General features: G+C 46.7%; 13 protein-coding genes and 1 tRNA gene. 6 read left to right on the forward strand and 8 right to left on the reverse strand.

Annotated features, from left to right (window positions below; genetic code table 11):
* Nucleotides 1-578: 578 nt before the first annotated feature.
* A complete protein-coding gene (locus QGP82_RS17275; protein WP_163662534.1) occupies nucleotides 579-1,607 on the reverse strand; it encodes a cysteine hydrolase family protein in 1,029 nt (342 codons plus the stop codon).
* 33 nt (nucleotides 1,608-1,640) lie between these two features.
* Nucleotides 1,641-2,429: an ADP-ribosylglycohydrolase family protein gene (locus QGP82_RS17280; protein ID WP_163662536.1), complete on the reverse strand. Its 789-nt coding sequence runs from the start codon at nucleotides 2,427-2,429 to the stop codon at nucleotides 1,641-1,643.
* A 94-nt stretch (nucleotides 2,430-2,523) separates the two neighbouring features.
* Between QGP82_RS17280 and QGP82_RS17285 the strand changes: the two genes are divergently transcribed.
* A complete protein-coding gene (locus QGP82_RS17285) occupies nucleotides 2,524-3,216 on the forward strand; it encodes an NUDIX hydrolase (RefSeq protein ID WP_499060480.1) in 693 nt (230 codons plus the stop codon).
* 57 nt (nucleotides 3,217-3,273) lie between these two features.
* On the opposite strand, the gene QGP82_RS17290 is transcribed toward QGP82_RS17285, so the two are convergent.
* The 3 genes from QGP82_RS17290 to QGP82_RS17300 all read right to left on the reverse strand — a co-directional run bounded on the left by QGP82_RS17290 (nucleotide 3,274) and on the right by QGP82_RS17300 (nucleotide 6,293).
* Nucleotides 3,274-4,170 carry a helix-turn-helix domain-containing protein gene (locus QGP82_RS17290; RefSeq protein WP_163662540.1) on the reverse strand — a complete coding sequence of 299 codons (897 nt, stop codon included), beginning with the start codon at nucleotides 4,168-4,170 and terminating at the stop codon, nucleotides 3,274-3,276.
* 64 nt (nucleotides 4,171-4,234) lie between these two features.
* A complete protein-coding gene (locus QGP82_RS17295; protein WP_163702568.1) occupies nucleotides 4,235-5,281 on the reverse strand; it encodes a hypothetical protein in 1,047 nt (348 codons plus the stop codon).
* 334 nt (nucleotides 5,282-5,615) lie between these two features.
* Entirely contained in the window at nucleotides 5,616-6,293 is a 678-nt protein-coding gene (locus QGP82_RS17300) for an Npun_F0813 family protein (protein WP_163662544.1), read from the reverse strand.
* A gap of 338 nt (nucleotides 6,294-6,631) precedes the next feature.
* On the opposite strand from QGP82_RS17300, the gene QGP82_RS17305 reads away from it, so the two are divergent.
* A tRNA-Arg gene (locus QGP82_RS17305) sits at nucleotides 6,632-6,704 on the forward strand.
* 363 nt (nucleotides 6,705-7,067) lie between these two features.
* On the opposite strand, the gene QGP82_RS17310 is transcribed toward QGP82_RS17305, so the two are convergent.
* Nucleotides 7,068-7,307 (reverse strand): hypothetical protein, encoded by a 240-nt coding sequence (locus QGP82_RS17310; RefSeq protein WP_006516289.1) that lies wholly within the window; start codon nucleotides 7,305-7,307, stop codon nucleotides 7,068-7,070.
* A 377-nt stretch (nucleotides 7,308-7,684) separates the two neighbouring features.
* Here QGP82_RS17310 and hpsE point away from each other — a divergent pair, with 377 nt between their 5' ends.
* Nucleotides 7,685-8,758 carry a hormogonium polysaccharide biosynthesis glycosyltransferase HpsE gene (gene hpsE / locus QGP82_RS17315; protein ID WP_163662546.1) on the forward strand — a complete coding sequence of 358 codons (1,074 nt, stop codon included), beginning with the start codon at nucleotides 7,685-7,687 and terminating at the stop codon, nucleotides 8,756-8,758.
* Here the strand turns inward: hpsE and QGP82_RS17320 are convergent.
* Nucleotides 8,744-9,358: a hypothetical protein gene (locus QGP82_RS17320; protein WP_163662548.1), complete on the reverse strand. Its 615-nt coding sequence runs from the start codon at nucleotides 9,356-9,358 to the stop codon at nucleotides 8,744-8,746. The genes hpsE and QGP82_RS17320 overlap by 15 nt on opposite strands.
* 79 nt (nucleotides 9,359-9,437) lie before the next feature.
* On the reverse strand, nucleotides 9,438-10,919 hold the full coding sequence (gene ffh / locus QGP82_RS17325; protein WP_163662549.1) for a signal recognition particle protein: 1,482 nt from the start codon (nucleotides 10,917-10,919) through the stop codon (nucleotides 9,438-9,440).
* 119 nt (nucleotides 10,920-11,038) lie between these two features.
* On the opposite strand from ffh, the gene QGP82_RS17330 reads away from it, so the two are divergent.
* The 3 genes from QGP82_RS17330 to QGP82_RS17340 all read left to right on the forward strand — a co-directional run bounded on the left by QGP82_RS17330 (nucleotide 11,039) and on the right by QGP82_RS17340 (nucleotide 15,178).
* Nucleotides 11,039-12,007, forward strand: coding sequence for a DNA-methyltransferase (locus QGP82_RS17330; RefSeq protein WP_163662551.1), 969 nt, complete (start codon nucleotides 11,039-11,041; stop codon nucleotides 12,005-12,007).
* 798 nt (nucleotides 12,008-12,805) lie between these two features.
* Nucleotides 12,806-13,447, forward strand: coding sequence for a hypothetical protein (locus tag QGP82_RS17335; protein WP_163662552.1), 642 nt, complete (start codon nucleotides 12,806-12,808; stop codon nucleotides 13,445-13,447).
* Nucleotides 13,448-13,540: 93 nt separating this feature from the next.
* Nucleotides 13,541-15,178 carry a peptide chain release factor 3 gene (locus QGP82_RS17340; RefSeq protein ID WP_163662556.1) on the forward strand — a complete coding sequence of 546 codons (1,638 nt, stop codon included), beginning with the start codon at nucleotides 13,541-13,543 and terminating at the stop codon, nucleotides 15,176-15,178.
* The last annotated feature ends 136 nt before the right edge of the window (nucleotides 15,179-15,314 follow it).

Here is a 15,314-nt window from a genome sequence, read left to right on the forward strand (position 1 = left end):
GCTTTGACGATAGATAAAACAACGTATTAACGTGAACAGCACCAGCTCAATACTTCAAAAAACTTGTGAAGTCACCATCAAGTTAACCACGTTAACTTCACTGTAATTGAATTATTCAAGAGGTGGCAGAATAATGATATTTTTGCCACATTTTGATAAGTAGCTAAGTTTTATGGCAGGTAATAGGAAGAGACAAAAACATGCTTCTTAGCTCACTAAATCATCTTTATTAAATAATTTTGATAAATAAATTAAACAAAAGAGCCCTTAAATGAAAAGGCTTCCAGCCAATTATATCCATTAAAGGCTCCCGATATTGACCACTCTCCACAAAGCTCTAATTTTCATCTAGAAAATTGATTAACGACCCCATCGAGTTAATAGTCTGTAACTCTACAATACTGACTAACAAACAACGAACCGTCTTCTGAAGAGAGTCTAATAATAATTAGCAACATCAATAAACGTTCAGATCTAAGTATTTTTAAGCTATCACTAATAAATATCTATCTCAATATTGAGTTATCTCAAGAAAGCAATGAGAAAATCCATGGAATGCATTCATCTTTACCGACAATCTAGCTGCTGGACCACCAACTAGAGATATTGCTAGTTGACTGAATAATATTCATACCAGCAGCAGCAAATTTTTGATAGGCAGCATCCGCAGCGTCTGAAAAGTCTACAATATCAGGCACTACCACGGGTGAACTACAGTCTTCGAGCAAATATATTTTCTGGGCCAAAGAAGCATCCACTTGCTGAATTTCATTCAGCAGATCGTCAATAGTCCAAGCGACGCAATGGCTTTTGGCTTGGCCGGCGATCGCAACCGCATCAAATGTCAACAAATGCTGAATCAGCACCTGATTTTTTTTCGCCACTGGCTGACCCTTGGGATCATCCAACACCTCTGGCCGCAGTGCCGAATAATTTTCCGTTAATGGATTGTTACCTTTCAGCTCAAATCGTGTTTGACACTGCCGGGCCAAATTATGGAAGAAGCAAGCCTCTTCAAACGCAGAGACTAGACTATGGCCAATCCCTCCCAGCATGGAATGGTAAGGCCACACCGTTAACGGATATTTACCATTATCGCTGAGTCGTTTTACATAATGCAGAGCAAAGGCCTCTAGCTGTTCGAGAGACGCATTCAGACTCGGGACAATTGCCGGATTTACCCGCCATCGACCACTCTGCACATCGTCTAAATTCACCATGGTCATCGGAGCAGGCATCTGCCCCTCCGCATCCACCCAGAAAGCGGCATGAAAAATTTGTATGGCCCGATGGGTATCCATCGTGGGCACAATTTCTGTGATTTGGCCCAAATTACGATAGATAAACTCACACAAACGGCGAGTGTCATCCACAGCCCCCTGCCCTGAAGCACCACCTACAAATAGCTCAAACCCAGGAATACAAAAGGTATTTTGCACATCGATTGCCAACAGACACAGCCTTGGGCGATCGGTGTCTGCAGGTTTAATACCGTGGCTTTGAGCCCAAGCTTGAGCCTGAACCGCACGCTCTTCATAGGGCACACGCCACACATCACCCACACGATTCGGGGCGAAAAACTCAGGAATTGGCACGGAATGGGACATAGTGCTTATTTCTCCAGGGTATTTCTTAGGCGGTTATGCCTTGAGTACGGGCATATAGTTGGCCTTAAACTGTACAATCACAGTCTTTAAATCATCCGGCAGCAAGCCCCAAACACGATCGACAATTGCCCCCGGCACTTCTCCATAAAAGGCTTCAGCAATACTCCCGGTGATACAAGTTAGGGTATCGGCATCTCCCCCCAGGGAAACTGCATTACGGATTGCATCTGTAAAACTTGTGGACTCCAGAAAGGCAATGATGGCCTCAGGTACCGTTTCCTGGCAGGACTCATTAAACCGGTAGGCAGGTCGAATTTTCTCAAGGCTACGACTCAGGTCATAGCCAAATTTAGTTTCCACATACGCTTTAATAGCGGCCTTCGACTCACCCTGACGAGCTAAAAAAATAGCCGCAGCCGTAGCTTGGGCCCCCTTAATACCTTCAGGGTGGTTGTGGGTCACAATGGCCGTCTGCTCTGCCGTCTGTAGAACACTTGCTAAATCTTGGTGGACATAGGCCACTGGGCTCACGCGCATAGCGGCTCCATTGCCCCAGCTGTTATAAGGCTGACTATCTGCTGCTGCTGCCCAAGCCTGAAAGCGTGCACCATAGCCACCACAGGGATTGGGATAAAGCTGGTAATAACGCTTGAAAGCTTCAGTATAGGTGCCACCATGGAGCAACACTGAAGCCACAGCCACCGTCAGAATCGTGTCATCAGTAAAAATACTTTCGTCTGTAAATAAAGGAAAATCCTTGGTCTTGTGGCCGTCAAACTCGTAGACAGAGCCAATAATGTCGCCTGTGATTGCGCCGAGCATAGGGAAAAGTAGCAGAAAAGCTTAATTGTGTACTTTTTACACTAAGGTGTAGTTTGGTTATAACCAAGGCGTTCTGAAACGTCAACTGCAACCCATGACCTATAGCTATGATTATCCTCGACCAGCGGTCACAGTAGACTGTGTAGTTTTTGGTCTGGATCCAACAAATTCTTTGCAAGTGCTACTGATTCAACGACGGCTGCCACCGTTTGTCGAACAGTGGGCTCTCCCCGGTGGTTTTGTACAGTTAGACGAGGCGTTAGAACAGGCTGCCCGTCGTGAACTCCAGGAAGAGAGTGGCATTAGTGGTCTCTTCTTAGAACAGCTAAAAGCCTACGGCCAACCCCATAGAGACCCTAGGGGACATACAGTTACTGTGGCGTTCTATGCCCTGGTCAATCTTTGGAGTTATCAGATTAAAGCGGCAACTGATGCTAAGCAGGCTCGCTGGTGGCCAATGGAGCAGCTGCCGTCATTAGCATTCGACCATGAAAAAATTGTGCAGGATGCGATCTCAACCCTACAAGCCAGCATCTGTCATCGGCCCATTGGGTTTGAGTTGCTGCCCAAAAAGTTCACCCTAACCCAGCTCCAGAGACTTTACGAAATTGTCCTAGCTCGCCCATTTGATAAGCGTAACTTTCGTAAAAAGTTGCTTAAACTGAATATCCTCATACCTCTAGACGAAAAAGAAACCAATGTGACCCACCGCGCAGCGCAGCTCTATCAGTTTGACCAGGCTAAATATATGGAGCGCCAAAAAACGGGATTCAATTTTGATTTGTAGGTGTAATCACGGATGTAGTGGCGTTCCACGGAACGCCACTACATCATCCCAATATCCCTAGCCCAACAGAGAATAGATATTGCCATCAATTAGCAAATGGGTAATTCCCTTTGCCTGAAGATAGGACGTCGCTTTAGTGATTAGCTGACCATCAGGTACCTTGATGACCCGCTGATTTCGCCGTGAAAATCTTCGCGCCACACGATGGTTATCAAAAATCGGCAGCGTCAGAGCTGATGCTTGATCGACAGGGATTGTACCAAGTTCGGCAAATTCATTAAGGGGATGCGTAATTAATTCAGATAGACGATCCACTACCAAGTAGCAGGTGCGTGGAAAGACTGCATCCGCAATAGGCATAATTTCGACAGAATTTCCTAGAAGAGAAGCATCATTGTCAATGCTGTCATCATCGTCAAATTCACCATCGAGCTCATCCTCGTCCAAATCATCTAGATCTTCATCTAAATCATCTAAATCATCTAGATCCTCGCCCAAATCATCGTCGTCATGATCCGAAGAGTGCTCAAGCAACTCAGTAGCCACAGCTGACACGTCATCTTGTGCCGAAGAGGACCTCTCATCTGCAGTGTCATTTACCTCTTCAGAAGCAGCCAGAAGCTCTAGTTGGCCATCTTCTTCAGCCTGGGAAGGACTAGCCTCTACGATCCTTGAACGTTTACGAGCACGACGCACCGGCTTTTCAGGTGTAGTCGTTTTTTCATCTTTAACCGGCTGTGGAGGAGAAACTGCCGGCTTCTCAGCAGGTGCCGAACGCTTCTGAGAAATCAGTGCCCGATATTCGTCTTCGGGCAGCTGTGTTTTCAGAATGCGACTAATTGTACTGGTACTGACACCATAGCGCTTGGCAATGGTCGAGGTTGTTTCTCCCGGTTGCCGATAGATTTCAATTACGTCTTGCTTATCGGCGTCAGACAGTTTTCGCGGTGCCATACTAGCAACAGCCCAAAGGGTAGGTTAAAAATGTTTTTCTAGTATGCCAGGTTTAGGCCTGATGTCATGCGCGACGACGCGATCCCCGACGTGACCGTTTAGAAACGTCATATTCAATGGCCGCTCCCGCTGCAAAGAAAAGCGCGGATAATGTCCAAAAGGTCTCCCACCAAGCGCCTTCAATGTAATTATCCCCAGCAGCAGCGAAGGCCATATCGGCAATGTATAGACAGAAGGTTGCGATCGCAATTAATCTCCACGATTGCGAAAAACGCCCACCCCAAAACGCGACTAATAGGGTAGCCGCAATCACCACCAAAAAGCAATCGGCTACAACATACATGAGTGCCACGGGATCAGCAAACTGCTCAAGGGTGGCATCTAAGGCCTGCGCCCATCCGGGAGCAGGCACCATTCCAGCCACTATTTCGTCAACCTCGTTAGGCTCAGATTCCACGACCTCTTCCACAGGTTCAGCCGCCTCTTCCACAGGTTCAGCCGCCTCTTCCACAGGTTCTACAACTGGCTCAGATTCCGGTGGTGCTTGAGTTAACTGGATCTCAGCAGCCATTACTGGCTGTGGCGATAGCTGGGCTGTCGCAAACGGTAGACCGTAGTTCAAAACACAGGCAAGGACAACACCCACTGCACCAATGGCAAAAATCATGCTCCATTGCGACACAGTCAAATCAATCCGTCGGGGCAACGCCGCCAGCAACATGCCAACCACCATGGCAACATAGCTAATAAAATAAAATCCATCTCCCAAAGATACCGACGGATCTAACCCCCAAACTGTACCCCATAGGAAAAAGAAGATATTACCCGCTACATAGGCCAACATACCAATGCCTAACCACAGCCAGACAGTACGCCCACTGATAATCTGCGAACTGCCAGAATTACGAAAGCATAGGAGAGCTGCTAACAGAAATGCAAAAATCTCTAAAAAACTAATTGAGATTAAAAACCAGTCTGGCCGCGAATCTTCTCCGGGTGCCAACGCTCCAAAAAGTAAGAAGAAAAGGATAGACACAATGCCCCAACCAAGGCAAAGCATCAAAGTAGACTGGGCTGAGTTGGTTGGAGAAGCCTTGGAGGACTGAGTCAATGCTCTACTCCCTAATGAGATAACACCAAAGATAATGCCGTAGGCTATTTTGTTGACCCACCTAGCACTGGGACAAAACTTTATCCCATGTATGACTAACCACAACGAGTAAGTAACTATACGTTAGTGATGAGGGGTTCTTATAAAGAATCCTCCCACGGTTTAACTCATATGATTTAACCCACATGATTACAGCGATTGAAACCATCCAATGGTAACCATCAAGTTGAATCAGGAACTTGTTTTGCGCATCCGCAAGCATACCCGCAATGCTAATCAAAAATACCGGTTCGCAAAAAAAAGAAACGCCAAATGAATCCAGAATCAGGCATTTTCAAGACTGCCAAAGTTGGCCACTAGATAACTGTTTCAGCCAAGTCAAAAAAGCATCCCGTTCTGTGGGTGATAGGTCATCTAAAGCTTCTAAGGCACGCTCCGTAAAGTTAGAACGCCCAAAATAGTTTCTACCAATACGATGCAGTTCTTTGAATATAGTATTGAGATGATTAGTCTGCCATGGTGGCAATGAGGCAGAAAAGGGATCTAGTTTTAGCAGCCCGGCCACTAATTCAGCGGATGTCATTTGAGGCAAACGCATTTGCTCACCAATGTCTGCCAAGTCTCCTGCAAAACGCTTGGCCTGCTTGCCCCCCATTAAATCTTCGATATCTTCATGCATTGCCTGAATGATCAGCACACCCGCTTTCACAAATACAGCACTGACGCCATTGGCAGTTGTAGTCTCAGCCGCAGCGCTTTCTCCTGACACCTGCTCAAGCTGAATCTTGCCCCACACACTAAAACGTTCAGGCTCTTCAAGCAGGACACAAGCCTTACCTCGGTTATCCGTTAGATCTCGCCAGAGGATACGAGCCTCTTCTTCCTGGGCAGCATTAAACACACTCAGCAAGCGAAATGTCTGCCCTTGATAAGACAAGATTGGAATCTTTTGCTCTTTAGACGGATGCTGAAAACTACCGATTTCTACATCCTGGCGCTTTAAGATGAACATGGTGCCACTGATAAATGCTAACCCGAGGAGCCCACGCTACTAGCTTGAGCAAGTAAACCATTAGCCTGTCAATTTGCTTTTCTGTACTGTGGGTAAGATGAACTTAACTCACTACGATAGTAGAAATACGATAGTAGAAAAACCGTTGATTAAAACCATTTTGTGACCCCAGCGTACCCAGTTCGCCATTCTGCAATGACACAGCAAAAATTCTAGGTAATTCATAGCGATGATAGATTTTGGCTAAGATCGCCTAAACTTAGTGATCAGGCTGCATCTTGTCCTGAAATTAACGGTCAATGTCAGCTATCCTAGTACAGCCTGTTGCGTTATGTTGAGGACCCTTAGCTCAGTGGATAGAGCAACCGCCTTCTAAGCGGTCGGTCACTGGTTCGAATCCAGTAGGGTCCGTTGATACTCTAGAATCGCTCCAATAAATAACCCCCAGTTCATAGAACACCGGGGGCTGTTTTGTTATAAATGGTTAATATAATGTGAAATAAGTGGCAGTATGTCCGCCTATTCTTTCACTACAGTTGCTCCAATAGATTTCCCTAAACAGACCTTCAATACTTCATAGAAGGTTATTCAATGTTCTAGAACAGACGAACTTTTGACGAACTGTAACAATTACTCTTTACAAAGCAGCCTAGAAAGCCAGCTATTTACTGCTTCAACCGGCAAGTTGCTTGATAGTCAATAGAAGTTTGGTTGGGAAAAGACGCTACTTTCAACCTGTAGCTGGCATTTACGCGACAAGACATATTTACATAGTCAATCCAGAGTCTGACCACGTTCAGTAGGAGGGCTAATAATAGCTTGTTCTTCCAGCAGTTTCAGCATCGTGATCAAGGTTTCTATCTTTGCGCCCTTATAACGTTTACGCTCGCGTTGTTCCAGAGCTTGTTTGCTAACACCAAGTGCATTAGCAGCATCAGTCATGGTTGGAAATACGAGCTTTCTAGCCGCGATTAATCTATCAGGTAGGTTTTCTAGCCAGTCAGATGCTTTCATGGTGAGTCAACCTATGGTGTGGCCAAACAATATAGCTAACCGACTTTGGACTGTCAACGGGGATCGCCTGATGGCAAGGTCTACAGCACTTATCCCTAAGCCTGTACCAAAGCCAAGAATACCCAACCAAGTGCTAATTAATACATCTGAGTTTCCATAAGTAGCAGCCAACTAATCCAGGTACTCATTGTCCTAAAAGCAGTCATAACCTAAGCTGCATCAACATAATAAGTACATGCTCATACAGAAACATACAGGTATAATTTGCAACTTCAAACTCATTGAGGGGAATGCTGAAAGCAACATTTGCTGACCTTAATTTCGACCTGAGGCAATTAGGGCAATGCAATGCCGCTCTTCTCTAGGTTCTTGATTAAATGACTAATGTTTTGGAACATGTTGATCGCCTAGTGGGATTACGACCTATCTTCAGTCGCTTCTTCCCTGAAAAAGTCGGTCTCGATTTTTCCATTGCTATTCCCACCTATAACGGAGCTCAGCGCTTAGCTCCTGTGTTGGAGTCATTACGCTGGCAGTTAAATGCCCATGACCTTAGCTGGGAAATCATTATTGTTGATAACAACAGTACAGACAATACTGCCGATATCGTCCAAAAGTATCAACAGCAATGGGACCAGAAAGCACCACTACGTTATGCATTTGAGTCGAAGCAAGGGGCTGCCTATGCACGGCAAAAGGCCATCAAAATCGCCACTAGTCCACTAATTGGTTTTCTAGATGACGATACCTTACCTGATATGACCTGGCTGAGCTCGGCCTATCGTTTTGCCAAAAAGCACCCAGAAGCTGGGGTCATTGCCAGCCGTATTCGAGGAAGTTTTGAAACGAAGCCCCCTAAAAATTTTGAGCGGATAGCTGCCCTACTCGCCCTGACTGAACGTGGTTCGGAACCACTGATGTATGTTCCACAACAGAAAGTAATTCCACCATCAGCTGGAATGGTGGTTAGACGGCAGGCATGGCTAGAAAATGTACCCGAAGAACTTGTCCTCACAGGCCGTACAGGTACCAGCATGCTGACTGGAGAAGATACCGAATCGATTTTGCACATTCAGCGAGCAGGCTGGGAAATCTGGTACAACCCCCAAATGCGTTTACAGCATCAAATTCCTAGTTCTCGATTGACGCGACAATACTTGCAAAAACTATGTCGTGGGATCGGTCTCAGTCGCTATCGGACTCGCATGCTGAGCACCTCACCATGGCAGCGCCCAACTATGCTGTGCCTGTATGTGATGAATGATATCCGCAAGATACTACGCCACTGCCTCCGCTATCGCCAAGAGGTTATTTACGATGATGTTGCATCCTGTGAGCTCACTCTATACACGGCTAGCCTCATTAGCCCTTTTTTCATGGCAAAGCGCAGTATTAAAAAGGAACTCAACAAAATAGGACTCACACTGAACCGTTCTCTACTGAACAGATAACTGTCGCTGCAGATAGTTTTGCAAACGGTCAACATCTTCAGACAAAATCACATTTAGTCTGCCGGTGGTAATCACACCATGGATATCGGGAGTCACTTCAACCCAATAGGCATAATTATTACCCAAGCGGACTTCGCCTTGAATGGTGTTAGTCTCGGAGGTGTAATTATAAACGGACGGGGCACGACGATAGTCAGCGTAGGTATCTGGCCCATAAAGGGTTCGCAGGGACTCTTCTAATCGGGCAATGGTTACCGGCTCATCGTAATCCACCAAAATAAATTCTTCACGACGTACGGTACTTAAGTCTCGCTGTCTGTTGGCTGAGGACCAAACAGCATTGTTTTCAGGGCGTTGAAAACCACCTATAGGAAAAACACTGGCCTGAAATGTAAACCGCCGGGAGGGAATATCAGCCCGATGAACTCTTAAACCCTCACGGCTATTGGCCCGCAGCGTGGGGTGTCCTTGCATCCAGGTTTTCACTTCATTGACAGAGTCCCCAGGTAACCCATAGCCGGGGCCAGCAGATAAAATGCTCGGCCAACTAACACCTAGAACCAATAGCCCCAAAGCAATGCGGTTTTTCATAGATCCCATTGTGATTTCAACATATGTTGATTAGCTTTCCCAGCTAGGTGACCTCCCTAAGCCCGCCAACATACTCTTTATGCAATTTCTAAAGAGTGCCAAAGCCTTTTTTCTTTTTCTTTTTCTTACCCTTTTTAGATCCTGCGTTGTAGCCACGAAAACCAGGTCGACCACCACCCGGCATACCACCCATGCCGGGCATGCCGCCCCCCATACCCGGCATACCACCCATACCCGGCATACCACCCATGCCAGGGAAACCGCCCATGCCCCCTTGCCCCATTTGTTTCATCATGGAGCGCATTTTTTGGAAATCGCTGACTAGCTTACTGACATCTTTATCGTTGTAGCCAGAGCCTTTAGCAATTCGGCGACGACGACCAGGAGAGTTGGCCAGCAGATCAGGGTCTTCCCGCTCCTGCTTAGTCATGGAATTAATCATGGACTCACAGCGGCGGAGCTGGGTTTCTCCCTGTTGCAGTTGGTCTGCCGATAATTTGTTGGACATCCCCGGAATCAATTTCATGATCCCGCTTAAGGAACCCATATTTTTCATCAAGCGGGTTTGCTTGAGAAAGTCATTAAAATCAAACCGTGCCTCTAAGATTTTGGCCTGAAGCTTCTCTGCATCTGCAATATCGACTTCTTCTTGGGCCTTCTCGACTAAGGTGAGAACATCTCCCATACCCAAAATGCGAGAAGCCATGCGGTCAGGATAAAAGGGCTGAAGCGCTTCTACCTTTTCACCGATGCCGATGAATTTAATTGGTTTGCCTGAAATCTGGCGAATCGACAGAGCTGCACCACCGCGGGAGTCACCATCCATTTTGGTGAGGATTGCGCCCGTGATGCCAATTTGTTCGTGAAATGTTTGGGTCAGGGTGGCTGCTTCCTGGCCCGTCATGGCATCTACTACCAGCAGTACTTCATCAGGACTAATGGCTGTTTTTATTTGTTCCAGCTCAGCCATCATGTCCTGGTCAATCTGTAATCGCCCAGCAGTATCCACGATCACTGTGTCGACACCGTCTTCTTGGGCTTTGGCGATCCCCGCTTTGGCAATATCAACAGGATTTGCGTCTGTACCCATTTCGAAAACAGGTACCTTGATTTGCTTACCCAGGGTGATTAACTGATCGACGGCGGCTGGACGATAAACATCTGTAGCCACCAGCATGGCTGAACGTTCTTGCTTACGCAGATGAAGGGCTAATTTAGCCGATGCAGTGGTTTTACCGGTTCCTTGTAAACCTGCCATGAGCACCACGGTAGGCTTACTTTCAACATCAGCTAGGGGCTCATTGGCGTCCCCCATCAAGGCAACTAGTTCATCGTAGACAATCTTGATAAACTGCTGGTCTGGAGCAACACCAGAAACAACTTCAGCACCTTGAGCTTTCTCTTGAACATCAACTACAAAGTCTTTGACAACGTTAAAGCTGACATCGGCCTCTAATAATGCACGTCTAACTTCCCGCAGTGCCTCTTTGATATTGGAATCAGAGATTTTATCTTGACCGCGCAGGGTCTTCCAGGCGGATTCAAATCGTTCTGAGAGGGCTTCAAACATGGGAAGAAGGGAAATCGATTAACCGGAGTATTGTTCCATACTAATCGCTTTGCTCCCGTCTACCGAATATCCAACCGACAAACACTTGCTATGCTACTGTAGATGCAAATTGCAAACGGATGAATGGTGACAAGAAACGAGCGCCCAATAATCGTACGTTGGTCTTAAGCGCAGAGGATCATCGCAGATATCGTCAGCAGCTCGTTAACCTCACCAAACCCATAGCAAACCTGCCATTTGAAAATATTACTATCTGGCAAGATGCCTTCACAGCCTTGCCTCTATTGCCCAATAATTTTGTCAATCTGTTAATTGTTGATCCGCCCTACAATCGCTCCAAGGTTTTTAATCAGTCCACATTTGCTCATCGTTCCCTACAGGATTACGAAACCTGGTTAGATAGCTGGATGTCACAGCTGATCAGATTGCTCAAGCCGGATGCCTCTGCTTATATTTGCTGTGATTGGCAATCATCACCTGCGGTGTACAGTGTTTTCTCGCGTTACTTTATTGTGCGTAGCCGTATCACCTGGGAACGGGAGAAGGGACGGGGATCCAAACAAAATTGGAAAAATTCATCGGAGGATATCTGGTTTGGCACCTTATCCGAAGACTATTGGTTTGATGTTGAGGCCGTTAAGCTGAAACGTCGGGTACTAGCTCCATATCGAGATCGCAACGGCAATCCCAAGGATTGGCAAACTACAGGGCAGGGCAAAATTCGCATTACCCACCCCTCTAACCTATGGACAGATATTTCTATTCCATTCTGGTCAATGCCTGAAAATACTGATCACCCAACCCAAAAGCCAGAAAAGCTGATAGCGAAACTTATTTTGGCCAGTAGTCAACCTGGGGACATGGTGTTTGATCCCTTTCTAGGCTCAGGGACAACATCAGTCGTCGCAAAGAAACTGGACCGTCGCTATGTTGGGATCGAACTGGATGAGGATTATGCCTGCATCGCTGAAAAGCGATTGGAAATAGCAAACACACAACGTAATATTCAAGGATATGCTGGTGGCTACTTCTGGGAAAGAAATAGTCTCAGTTCACAGCAGCAGGCCCGACGGCAGCAGAAAAGCTAGGGCAATGCCAGGATAATTCGAGAGAACAGGCACTTGACTCAGACTTATATCGGTTTTGACTGTTTGAGATTTCAATTGTTGGAGATTTCAATCAGTTTTGATTGTTCTATAGATTCAGGACAAGTCTGACAAGTTTGCATCGGCAAAAAACCTGAAAAATATCCGTTGATCTCTTAAATCTTAAGGCCTCCCTATGATTCTTGGGGACAGTCATTACAAATTCTAAAAACTGTCCTAGGGATACTTACGTACAGCAAGGATTACCTCATAATAGGGACATAATTTTGGCGAAAGTGTACGTAAGGAACAGGCTCAGAATTCAGAGCAGCAAAACATTGTTTTGATCTTGAGCGGCAATCATCAACTAGGCTTAATTTGAAAGTCTTGAAGGCGTGAATTGGGTGCTTGTCACCTTAAGTATTCCAAAGCAAGATGTTGTCTGGTTGAGCCCTTGATTTCTGACAATTTGAGGTTTTACCCAAGTGTGACTGGCACTGTCTGTGTCAAAAAACCTCAAAAAGATCCGGGGGTTGCTATTTAGAGCGGGAAGATCGCTAATTTTAGGCAGGTCGTATTCGTGTCAAGCACATCTCATTGAGATGCAAGTGACGCTCTGACTTCGCGATCGCATCTGATCGGATTTTAAAGCGTATGCTTACCCCGATCTGTTCCCGTATTCGAGGGGATCGGCTATCCCATTCGGAGGTAAGCTATTTTTATAGCCTGTCTCCAAGCGCTTTAGACATCGTCACTTTGTTTTAGAGAAAATTTGTTAGAGGGGCGAATCAGCAATTGGCTATGGTGGCATCTAAACTCAAGCAGCTAGGTAAGCAAGGGCTGCTGATTATGGCAATGGTCAGCCTGATGGGAGGCATCAAAGCTGTAAGTAAATTTATCAATGTGGCTGACGCTGTCGTGACTCAACCCCAGACGACATCTACGGCCATTCAAAATACAGCAGAGTTTTCAGTCTGTAGTGAAGCAACTGATTGGCAACGCCCCAGTCTGGATCAACAGCAAAAGCAGCTAGCTACCGACGAGCGTTATAGCGATCTGTTACAGGATAAAGAATTTCAGCAATTTGCCAATCAGTTTTGGCAGCATAATGTTTTAAGCTTTACCACTTATGGTCTCAGTGCCCGTATGGAGCCCGTGAATTTGTCAGGCCTGTGGTCCGTGGCAGATGAAGTGTGGGCAAACTGCTATAGCCATGATGAAGGCAGTGCTATTAACGGAGGTACCCTCGCTGAAGCCTGGTTAATGCATCATCACGTCGTCGATCTACAGTGGCAAGATGATCGCTACATCATGACTGTGGAACCCGATAATCAAGGCATGCAAGTGGTTCAGTTTGCTCGGCATGAGTCAGAAGCAGATCTCCCTTTAACGATAGTGACCACCCAAGGAGAGATAATTGAGCACCACGATGCTGACTGGTAGCCTCCCAGACAATAGGCCCCGGACAGTACAATGACGGATACCCCAGTGCTTAGCTTGGGGATCGCGCAATGCTCACTGAGCTGAAACATCTCCATGACCTCCACCCTATCGTCTCCAGCCAATATCGATGCTGCCGTTGAGCAGCGCCGAAATTTTGCCATCATCTCCCACCCCGACGCCGGTAAAACGACCCTGACTGAAAAGCTCCTTCTATATGGAGGGGCTATCCATGAAGCGGGCTCGGTTAAGGCTCGTCGTGCTCAACGCCATGCAGTTTCTGATTGGATGGAGCTAGAGCAACAGCGAGGTATTTCCATTACCTCGACGGTGCTGCAGTTTAACTACAGTGGCTATCGGATCAACCTGCTGGATACACCCGGTCACCAAGACTTTAGTGAAGACACTTACCGGACTCTAGCAGCGGCAGATAATGCGGTCATGTTGGAAGATGCGGCTAAAGGTTTGGAGCCACAGACACGTAAGTTGTTTGAGGTTTGCAAGATGCGTGGGCTGCCAATTTTTACCTTTTTCAACAAATTAGACCGCCCTGGTCAGGAACCGCTGGCACTACTAGATGAAATTGAAAAAGAGCTAGAGCTATTTACCTACGCCGTTAACTGGCCCATTGGCATGGGTGATCGATTTAAGGGAGTCTTTGATCGTCGCAAGAAACAAGTGCATTTGTTTGAGCGTTCGGCTCACGGTAGTAAGGCTGCGACGGAAACGGTTCTGGAATGGGGAGATCCCCGCATTGAAGAACTGATTGGCGATGATGATGTCTACGGTCAGTTTTTAGAAGAACTAGAAATGCTCGATGAACTGGGTCCCGAACTAGACTTGGAACTCGTGCACTCAGGTGACATGACCCCTGTGTTCTTTGGCAGTGCGATGACCAACTTTGGTGTAGAACTGTTTTTAGAATCGTTCTTAGACTTTGCCCTACAGCCTAGCCCTAGGGAAAGCACCGTGGGTTTAGTCCCCCCCACCCGGGAAGAGTTTTCTGGGTTTGTGTTTAAGCTCCAGGCCAATATGGATCCACGACATCGCGATCGCGTTGCCTTTGTTCGCATTTGCTCTGGCCGTTTTGAAAAGGACATGGTGGTTAATCATGCTCGCTCCGGCAAAAATGTACGGCTATCCCATCCACAAAAGTTGTTTGGCCAAGGACGGGAGTCTTTAGATGCGGCCTATCCAGGCGATGTTATTGGTCTCAATAACCCTGGTGTGTTTGCCATTGGCGATACCATTTACCAAGGCAAAAAGCTGGAATATGAAGGCATTCCATTTTTCTCGCCTGAGTTATTTGCCTATTTGAAAAACCCCAACCCTTCTAAGTTCAAGCAGTTTCGCAAAGGTGTAACAGAGCTGCGAGAAGAAGGCGCTGTCCAGATTATGTACTCAGCAGACGAGTCAAAGCGAGATCCAATTTTGGCAGCTGTAGGTCAACTGCAATTTGAGGTGGTGCAGTTTCGTCTGAGAAATGAATATAACGTCGATACGATGATAGAAATGTTGCCCTATAGTGTGGCTCGCTGGGTGACGGGTGGCTGGGACGCATTGCACGATGCAGGTCGGCTGTTTAATACAGTAACGGTTAAGGATAGTTATGGGCGTCCGGTGTTGCTATTCCGCAATGAGTGGAACTGTCAGCAAGTGGAAGGAGAACATCCAAAACTAGCGTTAAGTAAGACGGCTCCGGTGGTTTCGGGTAAAGAGCCAGAGGAGATCTAGGTAGGGACATCCCCCTGTGGGTGCCCTTGGGCCATGAAGCCCTTGTAGTTACCCAGGGGGCCATAAGGTGAATTTGTGAGCAATGCTGGCATTTACTTAACTGGGCTCTGACCAGTCGAAAGACGGCATATCATAA

Source organism: Leptothoe sp. LEGE 181152, from assembly GCF_032906605.1.
GTDB lineage: Bacteria > Cyanobacteriota > Cyanobacteriia > Phormidesmidales > Phormidesmidaceae > Leptothoe > Leptothoe turfae.